17 protein-coding genes, 2 pseudogenes and 1 riboswitch are annotated in these 18,971 nt (G+C 69.6%); of the genes and pseudogenes, 13 read left to right on the top strand and 6 right to left on the bottom strand.

From position 1 onward, the window contains the following. The 3 genes and pseudogenes from ACFYW8_RS43040 to ACFYW8_RS43030 all read left to right on the top strand — a co-directional run. Positions 1 to 223, top strand: a 223-nt coding sequence (locus ACFYW8_RS43040) for a hypothetical protein (RefSeq protein ID WP_389092905.1), incomplete at its 5' end; no start/stop codon positions are given. Further along, positions 186 to 449 (top strand): hypothetical protein, encoded by a 264-nt coding sequence (locus ACFYW8_RS43035; RefSeq protein ID WP_389092902.1) that lies wholly within the window; start codon positions 186 to 188, stop codon positions 447 to 449. The genes ACFYW8_RS43040 and ACFYW8_RS43035, both read left to right, overlap by 38 nt. A gap of 73 nt (positions 450 to 522) precedes the next feature. Continuing rightward, a pseudogene (locus tag ACFYW8_RS43030) lies at positions 523 to 1,526 on the top strand (IS5 family transposase). 19 nt (positions 1,527 to 1,545) lie between these two features. Here the strand turns inward: ACFYW8_RS43030 and ACFYW8_RS43025 are convergent. Both ACFYW8_RS43025 and ACFYW8_RS43020 read right to left on the bottom strand, forming a co-directional pair. Further along, positions 1,546 to 2,667 carry an IS630 family transposase gene (locus ACFYW8_RS43025; protein WP_389092898.1) on the bottom strand — a complete coding sequence of 374 codons (1,122 nt, stop codon included), beginning with the start codon at positions 2,665 to 2,667 and terminating at the stop codon, positions 1,546 to 1,548. A 298-nt stretch (positions 2,668 to 2,965) separates the two neighbouring features. Further along, entirely contained in the window at positions 2,966 to 3,847 is an 882-nt protein-coding gene (locus ACFYW8_RS43020; protein ID WP_389092893.1) for a GyrI-like domain-containing protein, read from the bottom strand. A 234-nt stretch (positions 3,848 to 4,081) separates the two neighbouring features. On the opposite strand from ACFYW8_RS43020, the gene ACFYW8_RS43015 reads away from it, so the two are divergent. From ACFYW8_RS43015 to ACFYW8_RS43000, 4 genes are all read left to right on the top strand, one after another. Then, positions 4,082 to 5,197: a serine hydrolase domain-containing protein gene (locus ACFYW8_RS43015; protein WP_389092889.1), complete on the top strand. Its 1,116-nt coding sequence runs from the start codon at positions 4,082 to 4,084 to the stop codon at positions 5,195 to 5,197. A gap of 583 nt (positions 5,198 to 5,780) precedes the next feature. Further along, positions 5,781 to 6,392 (top strand): hypothetical protein, encoded by a 612-nt coding sequence (locus ACFYW8_RS43010; RefSeq protein ID WP_389092885.1) that lies wholly within the window; start codon positions 5,781 to 5,783, stop codon positions 6,390 to 6,392. Continuing rightward, a complete protein-coding gene (locus ACFYW8_RS43005; RefSeq protein WP_389092881.1) occupies positions 6,392 to 8,668 on the top strand; it encodes a bifunctional serine/threonine-protein kinase/ABC transporter substrate-binding protein in 2,277 nt (758 codons plus the stop codon). The genes ACFYW8_RS43010 and ACFYW8_RS43005 overlap by 1 nt, the downstream gene beginning before the upstream one ends. Continuing rightward, the gene (locus tag ACFYW8_RS43000; protein ID WP_389092877.1) at positions 8,668 to 10,896 is read left to right on the top strand and encodes a bifunctional serine/threonine-protein kinase/ABC transporter substrate-binding protein; all 2,229 of its coding nucleotides are present in this window, start codon (positions 8,668 to 8,670) and stop codon (positions 10,894 to 10,896) included. Before ACFYW8_RS43005 ends, ACFYW8_RS43000 begins: the two co-directional genes overlap by 1 nt. A gap of 146 nt (positions 10,897 to 11,042) precedes the next feature. On the opposite strand, the gene ACFYW8_RS42995 is transcribed toward ACFYW8_RS43000, so the two are convergent. Then, positions 11,043 to 11,516 (bottom strand): nuclear transport factor 2 family protein, encoded by a 474-nt coding sequence (locus ACFYW8_RS42995; RefSeq protein ID WP_389092873.1) that lies wholly within the window; start codon positions 11,514 to 11,516, stop codon positions 11,043 to 11,045. A 119-nt stretch (positions 11,517 to 11,635) separates the two neighbouring features. Here ACFYW8_RS42995 and ACFYW8_RS42990 point away from each other — a divergent pair, with 119 nt between their 5' ends. The 4 genes from ACFYW8_RS42990 to ACFYW8_RS42975 all read left to right on the top strand — a co-directional run bounded on the left by ACFYW8_RS42990 (position 11,636) and on the right by ACFYW8_RS42975 (position 14,856). Beyond that, complete coding sequence (locus ACFYW8_RS42990; RefSeq protein ID WP_389092868.1) at positions 11,636 to 11,833, top strand: hypothetical protein; 198 nt, start codon at positions 11,636 to 11,638, stop codon at positions 11,831 to 11,833. 213 nt (positions 11,834 to 12,046) lie between these two features. Then, positions 12,047 to 12,706 carry an MSMEG_1061 family FMN-dependent PPOX-type flavoprotein gene (locus ACFYW8_RS42985; RefSeq protein ID WP_389092863.1) on the top strand — a complete coding sequence of 220 codons (660 nt, stop codon included), beginning with the start codon at positions 12,047 to 12,049 and terminating at the stop codon, positions 12,704 to 12,706. A 201-nt stretch (positions 12,707 to 12,907) separates the two neighbouring features. Beyond that, positions 12,908 to 13,672: a hypothetical protein gene (locus ACFYW8_RS42980; protein ID WP_389092859.1), complete on the top strand. Its 765-nt coding sequence runs from the start codon at positions 12,908 to 12,910 to the stop codon at positions 13,670 to 13,672. Between the two features lie 389 nt (positions 13,673 to 14,061). Next, positions 14,062 to 14,856: an ArsR/SmtB family transcription factor gene (locus tag ACFYW8_RS42975; protein ID WP_389092855.1), complete on the top strand. Its 795-nt coding sequence runs from the start codon at positions 14,062 to 14,064 to the stop codon at positions 14,854 to 14,856. 172 nt (positions 14,857 to 15,028) lie between these two features. Here ACFYW8_RS42975 and ACFYW8_RS42970 read toward each other — a convergent pair whose 3' ends face one another. Then, positions 15,029 to 15,304 (bottom strand): (2Fe-2S) ferredoxin domain-containing protein, encoded by a 276-nt coding sequence (locus tag ACFYW8_RS42970; protein WP_389092909.1) that lies wholly within the window; start codon positions 15,302 to 15,304, stop codon positions 15,029 to 15,031. A 229-nt stretch (positions 15,305 to 15,533) separates the two neighbouring features. After that, a riboswitch (cobalamin riboswitch) is annotated at positions 15,534 to 15,711 on the bottom strand. Beyond that, a pseudogene (locus tag ACFYW8_RS42965) lies at positions 15,709 to 15,916 on the bottom strand (short-chain fatty acyl-CoA regulator family protein); the annotation flags it as partial. It overlaps the preceding riboswitch by 3 nt. A 686-nt stretch (positions 15,917 to 16,602) precedes the next feature. On the opposite strand from ACFYW8_RS42965, the gene ACFYW8_RS42960 reads away from it, so the two are divergent. Continuing rightward, positions 16,603 to 17,256 carry a hypothetical protein gene (locus ACFYW8_RS42960; RefSeq protein ID WP_389092851.1) on the top strand — a complete coding sequence of 218 codons (654 nt, stop codon included), beginning with the start codon at positions 16,603 to 16,605 and terminating at the stop codon, positions 17,254 to 17,256. Positions 17,257 to 17,395: 139 nt separating this feature from the next. After that, positions 17,396 to 18,157, top strand: a complete 762-nt coding sequence (locus ACFYW8_RS42955) for a hypothetical protein (RefSeq protein ID WP_389092847.1) — start codon at positions 17,396 to 17,398, stop codon at positions 18,155 to 18,157. On the opposite strand, the gene ACFYW8_RS42950 is transcribed toward ACFYW8_RS42955, so the two are convergent. Beyond that, positions 18,144 to 18,905 (bottom strand): DeoR/GlpR family DNA-binding transcription regulator, encoded by a 762-nt coding sequence (locus ACFYW8_RS42950; RefSeq protein ID WP_389092841.1) that lies wholly within the window; start codon positions 18,903 to 18,905, stop codon positions 18,144 to 18,146. The two genes, ACFYW8_RS42955 and ACFYW8_RS42950, sit on opposite strands and share 14 nt — an antisense overlap. Between the last annotated feature and the right edge of the window lie 66 nt (positions 18,906 to 18,971).

The raw sequence follows: 18,971 nt of genomic DNA, 5'->3' as shown, positions 1-18,971 counted from the left end.
CCCTGTCTTCATGCACCGGCGCCGCCGCGATCACCCGATCCAGAACCCAGTTCGACTGACCACGCCCATCGACCGGTATGCGGAAGCCTTCTCAGCAGCCGCGAGCCGGGCGTTTTCGCGCACCTTCGAGGCGGTATTGGCGGACAACAGCGCGGCGGTAGCCCCCAGCGTGACAACATCAACGCATGGGCATCTTCAACTCCATCGCGCGTGGCCTCGGTAGCCTCCGCCCGCTGTCCGACGCGGAACTCGCAGACGAACGCGAGGCACTGCGAGAGCGTTACGTATCCGCTGGGGATGTCATTGAAGCGGATAAACTGTACGACGAGCTGCACCGCTACGATGCAGAGATGATTCGCCGTGCAAACGAGGCCTATGCCCGCGAGAACCCGAACCCACCAGAGCCCAGGCATCGCGAGCACGGGTGGTACCTGCCGAACGACGACTAGGGCCTGTGTCATGTCGTGATCAATCTTGCGGATCCGGGTCCGTCTGGAGGGTGGATCCGGTAGGAATGCGGTCGTGACGCGTAGGCAACTCACGGTTGGCCAGTGGGAGTTGATCGAGCCGTATCTGCCGATCGGCGAGTACGGTCCGTACCCCGAGCGGCTGCGGGATCAGTTCGAGGGGGTGATCTGGCGGTTCAAAACCAGCGCGCAGTGGCGTGAGATGCCGGCCGAGTTCGGGCCGTGGCCGACCGTCTATGGACGGTTTCGGGTCTGGCGGAACGCCGGTGTCTTCACCGCACTTCTGGAGGGCCTGATCGCCGAGGCCGCCCGCCGGGGGAAGACGGACCTGTCGCTGGTCAGCGTGGACTCCACCACGGCCCGCGCGCACCACGACGCGGCCGGACTACAGGTGGACCGCGAGGTGCTGGACGCCCTGGAGGAAGCCGCTGCCGAGGAGGAGCGGGCTCGGCAAAAGGGGGCGGCGCGGGGGGACGGAACGGGCAGGACGGCGAAAGCGACCCCGGGCGGGAAGAACGGCGACGTGTCCGGCGGCGGTACCGGCTCCGTCTGAAGGAAGCCCTGCTCGGCAGGTCCCGCGGCGGGCTGACCAGCAAGATTCACCTTGTCGCCGACCGCAGGTGCCGCCCGCTGGCGTTCGTCCTGACCGCCGGGCAGGCCGCGGACAGCCCGCAGTTCATCCCCGTGCTGAACAAGATCCGCGTCCGACTGCCGGCCGGCAGGCCCCGCACCCGGCCGGGCGCCGTCGCTGCGGATAAGGCCTACTCGTCTCGCGGCAACCGCTCTTACCTGCGGAAACGCGGCATCAAGGCGGTGATCCCGGAGAAGAAGGACCAGGCCGCCAACCGCGCGAAGAAAGGCAGCCGCGGGGGCAGGCCCGTCAGCCACGACGCAGACCTCTACAAGGAGCGCAACACCGTCGAGCGCCTGATCAACCGGCTGAAGGACTGGCGCGGCATCGCCACACGCTTCGACAAGACCCCCGAGAGCTACCTCGCCGGCCTCGAACTCCGCGCCTCGATGATCTGGATCGACGACCTGTTACGAACAGCCGATTGATCACGACATGACACAGGCCCTAGTGTCCTGCGCCGGAGATTCGTTGGCAGAAGCGGGCGAGTGAGTCGAGGATCTCTTCGGCTGTCTTGGTCCAGGTGAACGGGGTCGGGTTCGCGTTCCACTGTTTGACCCAGGCGCGGATGTCGGCTTCCAGGGAACGCACGCTCTTGTGGGCGCCGCGGCGGATCTTCTGGTCGGCGAGGAAGCCGAACCATCGTTCCACCTGGTTGATCCAGGAGGAGCCGGTGGGTGTGAAGTGCAGGTGGAACCGCGGGTGTTTGGCCAGCCATGTCTTGATGGCCGGGGTCTTGTGGGTGCCGTAGTTGTCGCAGATCAAGTGGACCTGCAGGTGCCCGGGAACCTCGTTGTCGATCTTGATGAGGAACTTCTTGAACTCCGCGGCCCGGTGCCGGTGGTGCAGGGAGGTGATGACTTCGCCGGTCGCGACGTCGAAGGTCGCGAACAAGGTGGTCAGGCCGTTACGGACATAGTCATGAGTGCGGCGCTCGGGCATGCCGGGCATCATCGGCAGCACCGGCTGGGAGCGGTCCAGGGCCTGGATCTGGGACTTCTCGTCCACCGACAGGACCACCGCGCCCTCGGGCGGGTTGAAATACAGGCCCACCACGTCGTAGACCTTCTCCACGAACAGTGGGTCCGTCGAGAGCTTGAACGTGTCGCTCAGGTGCGGCTTGAGCTGGAATCGTCGCCAGATCCGGCCCACGGTGGACTTCGACAGGCCACTGCGGTCGGCCATGGACGCACGGGACCAGTGCGTGGCGTTCTTCGGGATCTCTTCCAGCGTGCTGACCACGACGGCCTCCACCTGGTCCACGCTGATGGTGGGCGGCCGGCCCGGCCGGGGTTCGTCCACCAGCCCGTCCAGCCGGGCGGCCAGAAACCGGCGACGCCACTTGCGGACCGTGTCCGCCGCGATGTGTAACTCGCGTGCCACCACAACAATCGGTGGCACATCAGCACCGTCGCATGCCAACACGATGCGAGCCCGCAAGGCTACTGCCTGCGCAGATGACGCCCTGCGGGCCCAACGCTCCAACACCACACGCTCATCGGGCGACAACAGCAACGGTTCCAACTTCGGGCCACGACGAGGCACCGGCACATCCGCAGAAGCACTCATACACAAATTAACGACGGATCTCCGGCGCAGGACACTAGTGTTCTGAGTCGGGAATTCTGTTCAGATGTATAGGCTTGCTCTATGGCGCGGACGGGGCGGCGTTGCTGTCCGCAGGAAGGGTGTTCGCGCCGGCCAATCGCCACGCCGCTCTGCACCCAGACCGCACCGGCGATCGAGGACGCACCAGCGGCAGTTGGGGCAAGGGCCACGGCCATCGGGGCTGGAGTCCGTCGAACGAACGGCTCACTTGGGCCGCTTCGGCCGGCTGAGACAGAACTCCGTTGCCAGGTGCCGATGTTCACGCCCCGGCGCTCCCACCGCCCCGCTCGACCGGGATCCACAGCTGCGAGCCGGTCTCCGCGCCGATCTCCACCGGCCGCGTCAGCAGAAGCTCCGGGCCTGGCCGGGCCGTGTACAGGTTCGAGGGGAACCACTGCGTGAACACGTCTCGCCACAGTTCCTGGAGTGCGCTCGGATAGGGCCCGTGGTTGTCGAAGACCGCCCAGGTGCCGGCCGGCACGTCGAGGGCGTCGAGCTCCTCGGCGACCACCTCGGGACCGGTCACCACGCCGACCCAGTAGTCCGCCTCTGCGCCCTCCTCCCGGCTGTCGGTCAGGTACACCACCGCCGACAGGACCCCCTCCGGCTCCCCGCCGGCCAGCCCCTTCATCCGGACGATCGCCTGCTTGTCCAGGCTCTCCACGTGCGCCGCGGCCGCCGCGTTGAGCCCCTCGTGCACGAGGGGGACCCGGGCCTTCCTGCCGACGACCCGAAACGACTCCTTCTCCACGATCCGGTACCGCATGGTCGTGCTCCCCTCGACGACGACGCGGAAGGACATGCGCGGCTGTGCCGTGAGCACCGCACCCGTGCGCCGGGCCTCGCCCGGTCCGATGCCGTGCACCGACCGGAATGCCCGGGCGAACGCCTCGCCCGAGCCGTACCCGTACCGCACCGCGACATCGAGCAGCGTCAGCTCCCCGGCCAGCACCTCGGCGCCGGCGAGTGTCATCCGCCGACGCCGTACGTAGACCGCGAGCGGCATCCCGGCGAGCGCGGAGAACAGCCGCCGGAAATGGTACTCCGAGACCGCGGCGATCCGGGCGACCTCGGCCATGTCGACCTCTTGGTCGAGGCAGGACTCCAGGTGGTCCAGCGCCTGATTCAGCCGCTCCAGCACGCGTATCCGCCCTTGCCTTGTGGGACAGCCACCGATACGGCCGGGCTCGGAGACGACCGGCCGGGCCGCCGGCAGACCGCGGGGCGGCGGCGGGAGCGGTCGGCTGACGGGCTCACCGCGCGACCCGTCAGGCCGCCTCACCGCAGTAGAGAAGATCTGATCGCACCCCGCCCGACAAAACCGGTGCGGGAATTGTTGGGCGGGAAGCCCTGGGATTATTTGAGGCTTACGCCCATGAACGATGTTAGGGGATTTTGCGATCCGGGGTTTGCCGCAGTCCGTGAGGCACTCGCGGCTTTGCTCGGCAAGGACGACGTGGGCGCCTCGGCGGCCGTCTTCATCGACGGCGAGCCGGTGGTCGACCTCTGGGGCGGGTACGCCGACGCGAACCGCTCCGTCGGCTGGGAACGCGACACCCTCACCGGTGTGAACTCGACGACCAAGAACATGATCGCCCTGTGCGCGCTGATTCTCGCCGACCGGGGCGAGCTCGATCTGTCCGCGCCGGTCGCCGCCTACTGGCCCGAGTTCGCCGCGGCCAGCAAGGAGAACGTGCTGGTACGACACGTCCTGTCGCACACCGCGGGGCTTCCGGACCTGTCCGGGCTGACGGCGGTCGAGGACCTCTACGACTGGGAGAGCGTGACGACAGGACTGGCCGCGCAGGCACCCGAGTGGGAGCCAGGAACGGCCGCCGGCTATCACGCACTCACCTTCGGCTTCATTGTGGGTGAGATCGTCCGCCGCATCACCGGCCGCGGTCTCGGCGAGTTCTTCGCCGAAGAGGTGGCCGAACCGCTGGGCGCGGATTTCCACGTCGGGCTCTCCTCCGACCATGACCACCGCGTCGCACCGCTCATCCCGCCACCGTCACTGACCGACGCATACGCTGCCAGTGCACCGCCGGGCCCAGACGGCACACGCCGGGAGAACACCGGAGCGGTTGTCCGGGTCAAGGACGCCAACTCCGTGCCCTGGCGCCGTGCGCAGATCCCCGCGGTGAACGGTTTCGGCAACGCTCGCTCTGTCGCCCTCGTCCAGTCGGTGCTGGCGAACCAGGGGTCGGCGGGCGGCGTGCGACTGCTGTCCCCCCAGGGATGCGAGCCGGCGTGGCAGGAGGTGTTCCGCGGCGACGACCGCGTGCTGGGGACGCCGATGTCCTGGACGGTCGGATTCGGCAAGTTCGGCGACACCTTCGGCTGGGGCGGCTGGGGTGGCTCGCTGGTCGTGAGCGATCCCGGTTCGCACATGACCGTGGCCTATGTCATGAACCAGATGATCGACCGGGACCGGCAGGAGGACGACCGGGGCATGGAGATCGTGATGGCCGCCTACAGCGGCCTGCGCTGACAGGGCAACAGGCGCATTCCGGAACCACACGGGCTGCTCTCTCCGCCGCTCTCAGCCCCGCACTCAAGTGGAACAGCCGTCAGTCACGCTGCGAGGCGGGCCCATCGGGCTTCCCCTCTTCGGGTTCGAGGGCACGAGCGCTGCGGTTCTCCTGCACGGCCAAGATCCTCATACATGGACACCCGGCCGGGATTGGGCCGACACACACTGACTCGGCCGTCCCCTGTTCGTGTAACCGCCCGCCCACTCCTCGTGCCCGCCGGTACGATCACGGCACGCGAGCGGGGGGCTCGTGAGCGAGGGGGCGGGGATGAGTAACGGCAACACCGTTGTGCGCAGGAGCACTTGGCCGTGGCGGTTAGCCGCTTCGATCGCCACGACGGCCGTGGTGCTCAGCGGCTGCGGTTCCGGGGACGACGGCAAGGCGGCCGGGCCGAGCTCTTCGGCACCTTCGAGATCCGGCGCACCAGCCACGTCCGGCTCTCCATCAGCCGTCACGTCCGGCTCCCCCTCGGGCGCCGCGTCCGCGTCCTCCTCGGGGGACGCGTCGTCACTGACGCCGTTCCAGGCGGACCCCGCCAAGGTGCCCAGGACGAACGGCCGGGCCGAGGCGCTGGCAGCGGTCGTCGCGCTGACACCGCAGGCGTGGGGTGCCGATTTCCGGGAGCAGCGGCCGGCCGTGAGCACTCCGGGCACGGCCGCCGTGCTGGACGAGCAGTGCCGGTGGGAGCGGCGGGCGCTGCCTCAGGGCGTCCTGGCTTCCCTGTCCCGCTACAGCGAGATTCCCGCCGTCGGTGGCAAGGGCGAGCTCAAGGTGAGCGCGGCGGTCACCGTCCACACCACCGTGCGCGAGGCCGACGAGCACCTGGCCACCACGCTGGAGGAACCGTTGCGCTGCCGGCAGCAGCAGGTCCGTACCGACGAGCGGATCGCCGGACTCATCTCGACCGCCACTCCTTACGGTCAGGGCAGCAACACCTACTCCGACGACCAGGTCGTGGAAATGGGCAAATATCTCACCGGAAGCGGCGCGCAGACCTACTACTGGTACGTCACCCGGCTCGGCACAGTGACTCTCGCGGTGTCGGTGAAGGGCGCCAAGGGCTATTCGGACAACGAGTTGGGGACGTACGCGTCGCGCGCCAACGTCGCGATGCTCACCAGCGTGGAGTCCGAGCTCGGAGGAGACAGCTGATGGAGCCGCTGCGTTCGTCGGATCCCGCGCGTATCGCGGACCATCGCCTGCTCGGGCGGCTCGGCGCCGGAGGCATGGGCGTGGTGTACTTGGCACGCACTCCTGGGGGCGCGCTGGTGGCGCTGAAGGTGCTGCTCGCCGAGTACGCCGAAGAGCCGGGTTTCAAGGAGCGGTTCCGCCGCGAGGTCGAGGTCGCCCGGCGGGTCGACAGCCCCTGGGTGGTGCCGCTGGTGGACGCCGACCCGGACGCCGAGGCGCCGTGGCTGGCGACGGCGTTCGTGCCCGGACCGTCACTGGGCGAGGCCGTGGCCGCGTACGGGCCGCTGCCCGAGCGCGGTCTGCGGCTGCTCGGCGCCCGGCTGGCCGAGGCGCTGGGCGAGGTGCACCGGGCCGGGCTGGTCCACCGGGATCTGAAGCCGGGCAATGTGCTGACCGCCCATGACGGTCCACGACTCATCGACTTCGGCATCGCCCGCGCACCGGAGGACCGGACGCTCACGGCGACCGGGATGGTGGTCGGCACACCCGGTTATCTGTCTCCCGAGCAGGCCGAGGGGCGGGGCGGGGACGGCATCGGCCCGGCGAGCGACGTGTTCTCCCTCGGCTGTGTCCTGGCGTTCGCGGCGACCGGGCGGGCGCCGTTCGGCAGCGGAGCGGTCGACGCCCTGCTGTACCGGGCCGTTCACGACCCGGCGGACCTCGATGGGGTGCCGGCGTGGCTGCGCGAGGTGCTGGGCCGCTGTCTGGAGAAGGATCCTGCCCGGCGGCCGGATGCCGGTGAGCTGGTGCGGGAACTGGCGGCCGACGGCGCCGCCCAGGACGAAGCGACCTCCGAGGCCGCACCGCGGGACGAGAGTGCGTCCGAGGCCGCACCGCGGGACCAAGGCGCGTCCGGGTGGCTGCCCGAGCCGGTCGCCCGACTGATCGCCGAGCGCTCGGCCGCCGCGCTCGCGCTTCCCGACATCGAGCACACGCTGGCGCCCTCCGCCACACCGGCCGCTGGCGACCCGGCGGAGCCCGACACGCGTGACATGTCCGAGCCGACGGAGCCGCGGAACTCCCTCCCGGCCGGCCGGCGTCGCTTCCTGCTGCTCGCCGGCGGGGCCATGACGCTGGCGGCGGGCGGAGGCGGGGCCTGGTGGGCGGTCACCCGCGACAGCGGCCCGGGAGGCCAGAGCCCTGCCGCCGCGTCCTCGCGCCGGCCGGTGCACACCGTCGCGCTGCACGGCGACCTCAGCGGACCACAGCGGGAGACGGGCCGGGCCCAGGAGCGCGGACTGCGGCTCGCGGTCGCGGAGTTCAACGCGCGCGGCGACGCCCCGTTCACCGTGAAGGTCAAAGCCGTCGACGACCGGGGTGATCCGGCGGCCTCGGCCCGGCTCGCCAAGGAGCTCACCGACGATCCGGCGGTCCTCGCCGTGGTCGGCCCGACCACCGACGACACCGGGCAGGCGGCACTCGCGGCGTACGACGCCGGGCTGCTGCCGGTCGTCGGCGTGTCCCCCGGCACGACCGCCCTGTCCCTCCAGGGATTCCGCTCGTTCCTGCACGCACGGCTGCCCGACGCGGTGCTGCCCATCTACGTGAGCAACTACCTGCGCGGCGCAGGGCGATCGCGCAAGGTCGGCATCGTCATCGACCGCCCGGCCGGCACCTACGGGACCAATCTGGGCAGTTCCCTCAGCAACGCGCTCGGCAGCATCCCGTACCCGTCCGTGCCGGAAGTGGTCAGCGCGATGCGCCACGACTTCGGCAGCGCCGTGGACGCGGTGCTCTCCGCCGGGGCCGACTCCGTGTTCTTCGCCGGTCTGCCCGACCGGGGAGCGCTGATCGCCGCGACGCTACGGGAACGCGACTTCCAGGGTGCTCGGGTGTCCGGCCCGGCATTGCTGGACGAGCGATTCCTGACGCAGGCCCAGGAAGGCGCCGAGGGCTGGGTGATGGTCGCTCCGGTCATCGACGCGACCCGCAAACCCGAGGCGCGGAAGTTCGCCGCCGCCTACCGCGAGCGCTTCAAGGAGGCGCCGCCCCGGTACGCGGCGGAGGCCTACGACGTGACCGGGATGCTGCTCAAGGCCCTGGCCGGGCTGCCGTCGAAGGGCCGCACCCGGCAGAACCTGCTCACAGCCGTACGGGACGGGAAGTACCAGGGCATCACCAAGAAGTTCGCCTTCGAGAAGAACGGCATGATCGTCATCGACGGCACCGGCGGCTTCCTCTGGCGGGTGGACCACGGTGCCTTCGTGTACGACGGCCCCGCGCCGCTGACCGTCTGATGGAGTCCCTGCGGGCCGCCGACCCGTCCCGGATCGGCCGCTATCGTCTGCTGCGGCGGCTGGGCGCCGGTGGCATGGGCGTGGTCTTCCTGGCCCGTGCGCCGGGCGGGGCGATCGCCGCGGTGAAGACTGTCCGGTCCTCGTACGCCGACGAGAGCGGATTCCGGACCCGTTTCCGCCGTGAGGTCGAGGCCGCCCGGCAGGTCAGCAGCCGCTGGGTGGTCCCGCTGCTGGACGCGGACGCCGACGCGGAGACCCCGTGGCTGGCGACCTCGTACGTGCCGGGGCCCTCGCTCGCCGAGGCGGTGCACGCATTCGGGCCGCTGTCGCTCGCTTCCGTGCGGGTGCTGGGCGCGCGACTCGCCGAAGCGCTCGAGGCGGTGCACGGGGCCGGTCTCGTGCACCGCGACGTGAAGCCGGGGAACGTCCTGCTGGCCCCGGACGGACCACGGCTCATCGACTTCGGCATCGCCCGCGCGCCGGAAGCCACCGCGCTCACTTCCAGCGGCGTGATCATCGGCTCGCCCGGCTTCCTGTCACCCGAGCAGGCGCGGGCTCGGAGCGGCGAGATCGGCCCGCCCAGCGACGTGTTCTCGCTGGGGTGCGTACTGGCGTTCGCCGCGACCGGGGTGCGGCCGTTCGGTGACGGCGCGGCGGCGGGGGTGCTGCTGCGCACGATCTACCAGGAGCCCGATCCGGCGGCGCTCCCGGACGGTCTGACACCCCTGCTGAGTGCCTGCCTGCGCAAGGATCCGGCCGACCGCCCGAGCCTCGCGCGGCTCCGTACGGCGCTCGGGGAGAAGGCGGCGGCCGACTCCGCCGAGCCGCCCGACTGGCTGCCCGCGCCGGTCACCCGGCTGATCAACGACAGGTCCGCCGCCGTGCTCACCATCGGCGCGATCGAGCCGACCCAGGTATCCGCGTCCACACCGTCCAGCACGGCGAGTACGGCGTCACCGGAGGCCGCGACGCTGACGGCCGTCACCGCCACCCGCCCCACTCCTCGCGCGGTCGGCCGCCGCGGCTTCCTGCGCCTCGGCTCGACGGCGGGACTCCTCGCGGCGGGCGGTGGCGGGGCCTGGTGGTGGAGCGCCCGGGCGAAGCCGGGAACGTCCGCGTCGTCCGGGACCGGCCCTCGGCGCCCCGAACTGGTCGTGGCGTTCCACGGCGATCTGACCGGCGCCCGCAAGGAGAGCGGGAAGGCCCAGCTCGACGGTGCCCGGCTGGCCGTCGAACAGCTCAACGCGCGGAGCGACCGCCCTTTCCGGCTGAAGCTGCGGACGTACGACGACGGCGGCGACACCGGGCGGGCCGGCGAGCTGGCCGCCCGGCTGACGAAGGACGCCGAGGTGCTCGCCGTGCTGGGCCCCACCACCGACGCCTGCTTCCGCGCCACCGAGAGGACGTACACCGAGGCGGTGATGCCCGTCGTATCCGTCTCGGTGGGCACCGACACACTGAGTTCGACGTTCGGCACGAACGTCTTCCACTGTCATGCGGCGCTGCACGTCACGTACGGGCTTCTCGCCGCCCCTTGCGTCCGCTACCTCAGCAACCATGTCGACTCCCGTCGCGTGCTCCTCGTGGACGACCGGGCGCAGGGCGACTTCGCCTGGACCGTGTGCGACCAGACCGAGCAGGCGCTGCGGCATAACGGCCGGGACGCCACGGTGACCCAAGTGGCCGCCGGGAAGATCGACTACGCGTCGCTCGCCACCGAGGTGAGGTCCGCCCGCGCGGACGCGGTCGTCTTCACCGGCGACGCGGCCCGGGCCGCCGGACTCGCGTCCGCGCTGACCGCCGACCGGTTCACCGGCGCCCGGTTGGCGACGGAACGCGCGCTCGACCCACGGTTCCTCACGTCGGCCGGCGCCGCCGCGAAGGGCTGGGTCTTCGCCACCTCCTTCACCGACCCGACGGCCCGCGCCTCCGCCCGCGCGTTCACGGCGGCCTACCGCGCCCGCTTCGGCGCCGACCCAGGCTGGTACGCGGCGGAGGCCCACGACGCCGTGATGTTCCTGGCCCAGGCCTGCGACAAGAACGGCACCACGCTGACGGAACGGGGCGCGATCGCCCGCCGGATGCCCGAGATCACGTATGCCGGCATCACCCGCACGGTCAAGTACGAGTCGGGGTACGGCTACAACCACGACGGGATGTTCGAGTTCCAGGTCGTCGACGGCGCGTTCCGGTACCTGGGGCACTACCGGGACGCCGCGGTGTCGTGAAGGGCATGGGCAAGAGACCCGGTACGCACCGGGCGGCCGCCGCTGATGGCCTTGACCCCGTTCCGGGCCGCCTTCGGCGAACAACTCGTCCGGACCAGCAGTTCGGCAGACCGCTCGCGCTCCCCGGGCCCCATACCAGAGCGGGCTCAGTCCTCGGCTGCTGCTTCAAGCCGCTCGGTCGGCCCTGCAAAGGCCAGGTACAGGGAACGAGAGCTGAGGAGCCAATGGCCTTCGGTCTTGAGGAACGTGTCCTCGTAGTGGCCGACCTGCGTCGGGGCTCGCGGGGGTACGAAACCGCCGGTATGTCCGTCGACACGGTAGGTCGTGAAGTAGGTGGTCGCGGTGGCTGTTGACTCTGATGTGACGGTGACCAGGATGTTCGTGCATATCCGGCGCGAGAGCCGGTCCGCGGGCCGGCCGGCGAAATACGACCGAAGTGCGTCACGACCCTGGATCCGACGGTTTCCTTCCGCCCACTCCCAATACCCGACATCCGTGAAGAGATCGGCCACGTCGCCCGGGTCACCGAGGTCGAGCTTATGGACGAACTCGACGATGAGGCGTTCACAAGCCCGCTCGGCAAGCACACGGTCCGTGGGATCCAGCGCTTCAGTAACCATTGCCATGTCGTATCAGGATGATCAAGGACACCGCGACAGCTTTTTGACTCGCCTCAAACGGTCGTCAGCTCAGGCGCTGGGCCCGGCGGCGGCACACGCGGAGGAGCGCGCCCGCACCCGTGACCACCGCCGCGGCAGCCGCGCCCATGACCGGCAGCGTCGAGGAGCCGGTCTCTGCCAGGTTGCCGCCGTTCGTCGTCGTGCCGTCGCCGCCGGTCGACGACGACCCGCCGCCCGGCCCGCCCGAGCCATTGGTCGAACTGCCCGTCGAGCGGGTCGTCGAGCCGGTCGCCCCCCACCCGCGACCTCCAGCGTGATGTCGGCCTTGTCGTTGGCCTTGTCGGAGTCGGACGGCCGCGCCTCGGTGCTCAGCGCCCCCGAGCCCTTGGCACCCGCCACCCGCTTGTCGATCTTCAGCTCGAAGGGGTAGGTCTCGTGGCTGCCCTCGTCATGTGACCGCAGGCCGCAGACATACCGTCTTGCGGACGACCAAGATCCATCGCGGATCGGCGCCCATTAGGGTCGGGGGCATGACGCCATCCCTTGTCGGCAGTGCCTTCGACTCGCTCCTTCTCGACGCCGTGCCCGACCAGGAGGCACTGCGCCGGGCTTACGAACTCCCCAGCGACGCCGCCGTGCGCAAGCAGATGACCGAACTCACCGAACAGACCAAGCGGTTGATCGGATGCTCATCGCTGGTCCTGGTCGCCAGCACGGACGCAGAGGGCAACTGTGACGTTTCCCCGCGCGGCGGCCCCGCCGGGTTCGTCGCGGTCCTGGACACACGGACGGTGGCGATACCGGACGCGACCGGCAACAAGCGTCTGGACACCCTGCAGAATGTCGTCACCACGGGACGGGCCGGCCTGCTGTTCGTCATCCCGGGGCGCACCACGACGCTCAGGGTGAACGGCCGGGCCTGCGTCTCCACCCGCCCGGAGCTGCTGTCTCAGCTGACCGCCGTGGGCAAACCGCCGGCCAGTGCGCTGGTGCTGGGAATCGAGGAGGTCTACCCGCACTGCCCCAAGGCACTCCTGCGCAGCGGGGCCTGGAAGCCGGACCAGTGGCTGTCGGCGGACGCCCAGCCGACCTCGGCCGAGGTGACGCTGGCCCAGCTGCGGATGCCGGAGCTGACGATCGCCGACATCGAGCAGACGGAGGCGGATTCGCTGAAGTACCGCTACGAGTAGCGGGCCGCCGACAGCGATTACCGAACCATCAGCAGCACGCCGAATCCCCGGACCGGCATGCCCCTAGCTCCATCGCGGGGCCTTTTGCGAGGTCACGCGCGGCGTCGGCAGTCCGGCCGACGCCTTGGCGACGGGGTTCGCCCTGCCCGATGCCGTCTGAACCAGCGGACAGGTGAGTGATCCCCCTTCTACGCTGGCGGCATGACGGGATATCCAGGCTTCGGTGTGCTCCTGGCAAGGTTGCTGGATCACAGGAAGCTGGACATCGGCACCCTGGCACGGCAATCCGGAGTCCCCGAACCCGAGCTCCAAAGGGTCTTCGCCGGCATCGCGCCGAGCCCAGCCCTGCTCCGACAGCTCGGACCCGCACTCGGTCTCCATGCCGCAGACGTATTCGTGATCGCGGGGGCGACGGTTCCGGACGACCTTGCCCCCGTGGACGCAGAGGCCAGCAGGTGGGTACCACAGGTCGTGAGACGTGCCGTAGAGCTCCCATCGGAGAAGAAGAGCGAGTTGCGCCACCTCGTCCGGTCGTTGCCGCAGCGGAAGGTCGTGCAGTCACCGGCGTTCCCGCGGGTCGATGTCCCGCCCCCTGGGCCGCCCGGGGCCCTGCTCGTCCGGATGCTCAGATACAGGAACCTGCATTGGATGGGCATCGCCAGGGTCTTCCACTCCCTGACCGGCCGGTACTGGTCCGCGTCCACGTACGGAATGGTGGGCGCCGGTCGCAAGGAGCTGACCCCCGACCTCGTGGCCGATTTCGGGACCGTGCTGGGCATTCCCGCTGGCGACCTGGGCGCCCTGACCGGCGGCCCGCCTTCCGAGGAGCCCCACGCACAGGAGCCGGCGGCGGTCGGCGTGGCCGAGTTGATCTGGGACCTGCGGCGCCTGACCGCTGACCAGGTGCGACACACAGGCAAAGCGGCCGCATCCATGTGGTCACCTCGACCAGATCCCCAACGCTGACTATGGGTTGAGGACCAAGCCAGTGCCCGCCAGGTAGCCGTCGATCACCTCCGGCCGGTACCGCAGCATCCTCAGTCGCGCTTCACCGCGCTTCACCGCGCTTCACCGCGCTTCACCGCGCTTCACGGCGCGGGCGATCGGGCCAGGTCGGCGGCGCCGAGACATCGATGTCGCGTTCCTCCAGGGACCAGATGTCCTGATGCCCTCCCGCGTGCTTCGTCCATACGTATCCAGGCGAACTCGTTCGGCCTCGGCACCGCCGAACGGTGGCCCCGCGACCCTCGTCCGGCTGCGGGGCTGGCCTTGACATGCAGCCTATTGGCTGCCTAAATTAAAGGCAGCTGGAAGGCTGCATATCGACAGGCGGTGGCCTGGGTACGGGGACGGGCATGGACGAGGTGTTCAAGGCACTGGCCGATCCGACGCGGCGCGCACTGCTCGACTCGCTCAACGCACACAACGGGCAGACCCTGCGCGAGTTGTGTACAGGACTCGACATGGCCCGGCAGTCCGTCAGCAAGCACCTCGCGGTACTGGAGGAGGCCGGGCTCGTCACCACCGCGCGGCGGGGCCGGGAGAAGCTGCACTACCTCAACGCAGCGCCCGTGCACGAGATCGCTCACCGGTGGATCAGCCGCTACGACCGGACCAGGGTCCAAGCCCTGGCGGACCTGAAACTCGCCCTGGAGGAGACCGCGATGGACGCGCCGACCTTCGTCTACACCACCTACATCCGCACCACCCCGCAAAAACTCTGGCAGGCGTTGACCGAGCCCGCCTTCACCCGCCGCTACTGGTCCACGGAGTTCGCCACGGACTGGTCCGTCGGCTCACCGATGACCTGGGACAACCACGGCGTGCAGATCAGCGACCCGAAGCAGGTCGTGCTGGAGGCCGAGCCCTACAGCCGGCTCTCCTACACCTGGCACGCCATCACCCCGGAGCTGGCCAAGCGCTTCGACTGGGACGAGGAGTTGCTCGCCAAGCTGTCCGGCGAGGCCTGCTCGAAGGTCACCTTCACGATCGAGGAGACCGCCGCGCAGGTCGTGAAGCTCACCGTCGTACACGACGGATTCGAGCCCGGATCGAGCCTGGCCGAGATGGTCAGCCAGGGCTGGCCGAACGTGGTGGCAAGCATGAAGTCGCTCCTGGAGACCGGCGAACCACTCCCGGACGATGCGTGACCGGCTGCGTGGCTTTCCCTGTCAGGGATCGACGACATCACGAGTTGTCACATCGTGGTGCATCACCGCAACAATTCGGATCGTCATCAGTTCACCAGGCGCGCAATAACACTGCCGCCCCAGCATTGATGACGGACCAGGGAAAAGGCGTCAACCAGGCCGGCTTTCGCGCTCATCGCGCCCTCCGGGGCGGGGTGAAGACGTAGAGGTCGAGGATGTCGGGGCAGGGGGCGACGCCGGGGCCGCCGGCTTTGGCCCAGGCGGCGATGTCGTCCGTGGCATCGCGGTCGTTGACGAGGCCGAGCCAGACCGGGCGGGCGCCCGCGGCACGTGCGGCGGCGGAGGGCTGGACGACGATCACGTTGGCGTGTTCGCACACGCCGAGGCAAGCCGCGATGCGCACCGGTGCGCTCTCGGCCAGGCGTGCCGTCTGCTGGGCGTGATCCACTCCGGCGACTTTCGGGCTTCCACAGCAGCAGTCCCGGCAGACGACGACGCGGCACGGCGCCCGGTAGCCCGCAGCGGCGGACTTCGTCGCGTCCTCGGTGTCGTTCTTCGGGCCGCCGCAGACGGTGACCGGCACGGCGGGTTTGGCGTGACGGGCGGGGGTGGGGAGCACGGGCAGACCTCGGGGTCAGGGCTCGTACGCGGAGCCTGGACTGTGGATGTCCTCCGCGCCGGGGCGCGGAGGTGCCAGCAGGTCTTCGGACTCGGGTTCGTCCGGACGGGGCGCCTTCCCGGTCTCCCAGTGGCTCGCGTGCCCCGCCCGTTCCCCTCACCGCTGCGCGTCAGTTCCGGATTCGCACCGGATTCCCTGGCCTCGGATGAGGCTCAACTGGCCTGATGAGGCTATCAAGTCCGTCGTACCGTCAGTTCGTGCGATCGGTCACGGGGTACGGGGTACGGGATGAACGTGCTGGTGTTCTGGTCGATTCGCAGGGGACCGGCCGAGGGGTGGTACGGCGCGCTGGGGGCGGTCGAGGCGTTCGCAGACCCGGCGACCCAGGCCGATGGCGGTGGCGGCGGATGCATCGGTGAGGTCGATGCCGTCGGAGTGGACACAAGCATTTCCCGTACACGATGCTGCCGCCATTGCATCTGACAGTCTCTCCGGTGAGGTTGGAGGAAGCACCGCTGTCACCACGCCGCCCAACGGGTGTTTGTGAAGCGTCAGCAGGATCACGTCGTGCCTTCCCCGACAGTCCGCCGCTACCTGCTGTCCACCCTGCTGGTCGTGGCACTGGTCGCATTCGGCTACTACGCTCTGCAGCCTGTCCGAGAAGCTTGTGCGCTCAACTCCGGCCCCTACGGCTCCATTTTCACCCCAGACAACGTCCACGCATCAGGCGATGGTCATTGCGGTGAAGTGCACAGGCGCTTTCAGGCCTGGCTCGGGCGATAGGTGCACCAACCGTTCGACGTCGGCGACTTCAGGTTTCCGCTGGTCAGGAGCTGTCTGACAGTCGCTGAAGGGCCGGTTGGCGGGCCCCTGATCAGTGGTGCCGTGGCTGTTGCCAGTACCCGTTCACCCGATCCGAGGGGTACGAGGGACCTCGTCGTACATCCTGTCGGCCGCCCTCGCGGTCATCATGGTGCGGCGGTCTCCGCGGGAAGGGCGAGGTTCGCGTCATCCGATGAACTCGGACGAGGCACCACGGGGTCACCCCCGGGGCCAGAGTCTCTGGCAGCGCTCGTACTCTTCGTTCACTCACATCAATCAAACACAGCGAAGAGACGACAGAATCGATGATCGGCAGCTTTGTGGCCCTCGTGGTGGCCCCCTTGGCCATGGCCGGGCTGGCTCGATGGGCGGCGGCAAGGAGGCGCCACGGCCTGGCAGCGGGCCGGGTCGTTCACTTCCGCTGCCGACTCGACGGCCGCAAGGGCCGACTGCTGGCCGACCCGCGCCTCGACCGACCCGTCTTCCTCGACCGCTCCGGCAGTGCCACTGCCCTGCCGCGCGGCGGCGAGGCCCTGGACGCGACGGTCACCACCATGGGTCAGGTCGCCTTCGAGAAGGTCGGCCTGCGCTACCGGACGCCCGACGGCCAGGTGTTGCGGCTGGGCCTGGGCACACACGACGCGCGGACGATCGGTGCCTGGCTGAGCGAACAGGCCCACCCGACCCTCGCACCCGCCCGCCGGCCGCTGTTGCCGACCGCGCCGCTATGGGCGGTGCTGGCGCTCGTGGCGTCGCTGTTCGTGGGCTTGGCAGCAGCGGACTTCCCTGCTCGGGAAACACACCTCCGCCGAGGTCGTCCGTCTGAACCGGGCCGAGGACGGCTGCATCGTCAGCTGGGACGACGGTTCGCAACATACGACTGTGGACTGCGACACGGCAGACGTCGACCCCGGCGATCACGTCCCGATCATCGCGCTGCCCTGGCCCTTCCTGGGTGAGGCCATGGATACACGGACCTCGTTGATAGTGGTCGCCGTCCTTGGTGGCGGCCCCGGTCTGCTCGGCCTTGGCGGTGCACTGGTAATCAGCCCGTTGGCCTGCGCCCGGCGCGTCCGTAGGGCGCGCCAAGCCCGACCCGTGATCAGCCCGAAGGCGGCCGCGAGCGACAAGGAGGACGAGGAGAGCGAGGACACGTGGCCCGCTCTCGAGGACGACCTGAACTACGCGGGCCTCGCCGCCGCGGCCCGTCACGGCGATCGCCATGCTCCGGGTCCCCGGGTGACCTCGCCGCGCCGCGGCTTCGGCCGTACGTCCGTCTCGCCGCGCATCTGGGTGCTGAACAGCGTCCTCGGCAGCGGCGCCTGGTACTTCCTGCTGCTCTCCTGCGCCGCCGTCCTCGACGACCCCTTCCACCTCGGGCACCGGCGCTTCCTCGTGTTCGGAACGGTCGCCATTGTCTCCCTCGCCCGGCTCGGCTGGTTCATCGTGGATCGGTCCGCCCTCTGCGGCCCGGTACTGCGTGCCGCCCGTTCCGCGGCCAGGGACGGCACATGGCAGCCCATGCGCTATATCCGGCTGCGCCCGAACCCCGGAGAACTGGTACTGGTCCTGTTCCGCCCGGACGGCGGGGACGTGGCGGCACCGGTACTCCTCCAGCGAATCTCACGATCCCGGGGAAGTGAACGCCGTACCGTCGGCGGGCCTGCTCCGGTCGGCGACGCTCTGGTGCACGACACTGGCGTGGGCCCGCTGATCTGTGAGATCGACGGTGTCCGCTACCTCCCGAGGGGCCGTGCCGTCGAGATCGCTGCCGACCCCGCACTCACGCGCGCCGAACTGCGCAACCTCGCCGAGAGCCACATCCGACCGGTCGGCCGACGCCAGATCAGGCGATTTTGACGGTGGTGCCCGCGCCTTCGAGGGCAGTCACCTCGTCGAGGGGCGCCGTGGTGTCCGTGACGAGGGTCTGCAGGAGTGCGGAGGGACCCACGTGGGCGAAGGCGGTACGGCCGAGCTTGCCGCCGTCCGTGGCGACGATGGTGCGGCGGGCGGAGGCGATGCCGGCCTTTTTCACCGCGGCGTCGTCGAGATCGTAGGCGGTCAGGCCGTCTGCCGCGCTCAGTCCGCAACAGCCGATGACGGCGGTGTCGAAACGCAGGGCCGCGAGGGAGGCGAGGGTGAGGGGGCCGGTGAGGGCTCCCTCGGCGGCGCGCGGCTGTCCGCCGGGCACCACCAGTGTGGCCGGGCCGGGTGTCTCGCCGAGCAGGTGGATGGCCTGCAGGGACAAGGGCATCACAGTGACGGGCCGTTCGCGCAGGAGGCGGGCGACCTCCAGACAGGTGGTGCCGCTGTCCAGCAGGACGCTCTCACCGTCGGCGATGAGGGCGGAGACTTCGGCGGCGATACGGCGCTTGACGTCGATCGCCTCGTGCGCGCGCAACGCGAACGGAGGTTCCTCACCCCTGAGCAGCAGGCTGCGCGCCCCACCTCGGACGCGTTCGAGAACTCCCTGCGCGGCCAGGGTGTCGAGGTCACGCCGGATGGTCATCTCGGAGGCGTTGGTCAGCTCCGCGAGTTCCTGGACCGTGGCGCCGCCGGAGTCCCTCACAGCCTTCGCGATCAGTCCGTGCCGGTCTGCGTTGCTCATGACGGGATTGAACACCATCAGAAAACAAACATGCAAGATGTTCATTACCGCACTTTTCAAACACAT

It is taken from the genome of Streptomyces sp. NPDC002742 (genome assembly GCF_042888885.1).
Lineage (GTDB): Bacteria > Actinomycetota > Actinomycetes > Streptomycetales > Streptomycetaceae > Streptomyces.
This window is presented reverse-complemented; position numbering and strand designations above follow the sequence as displayed.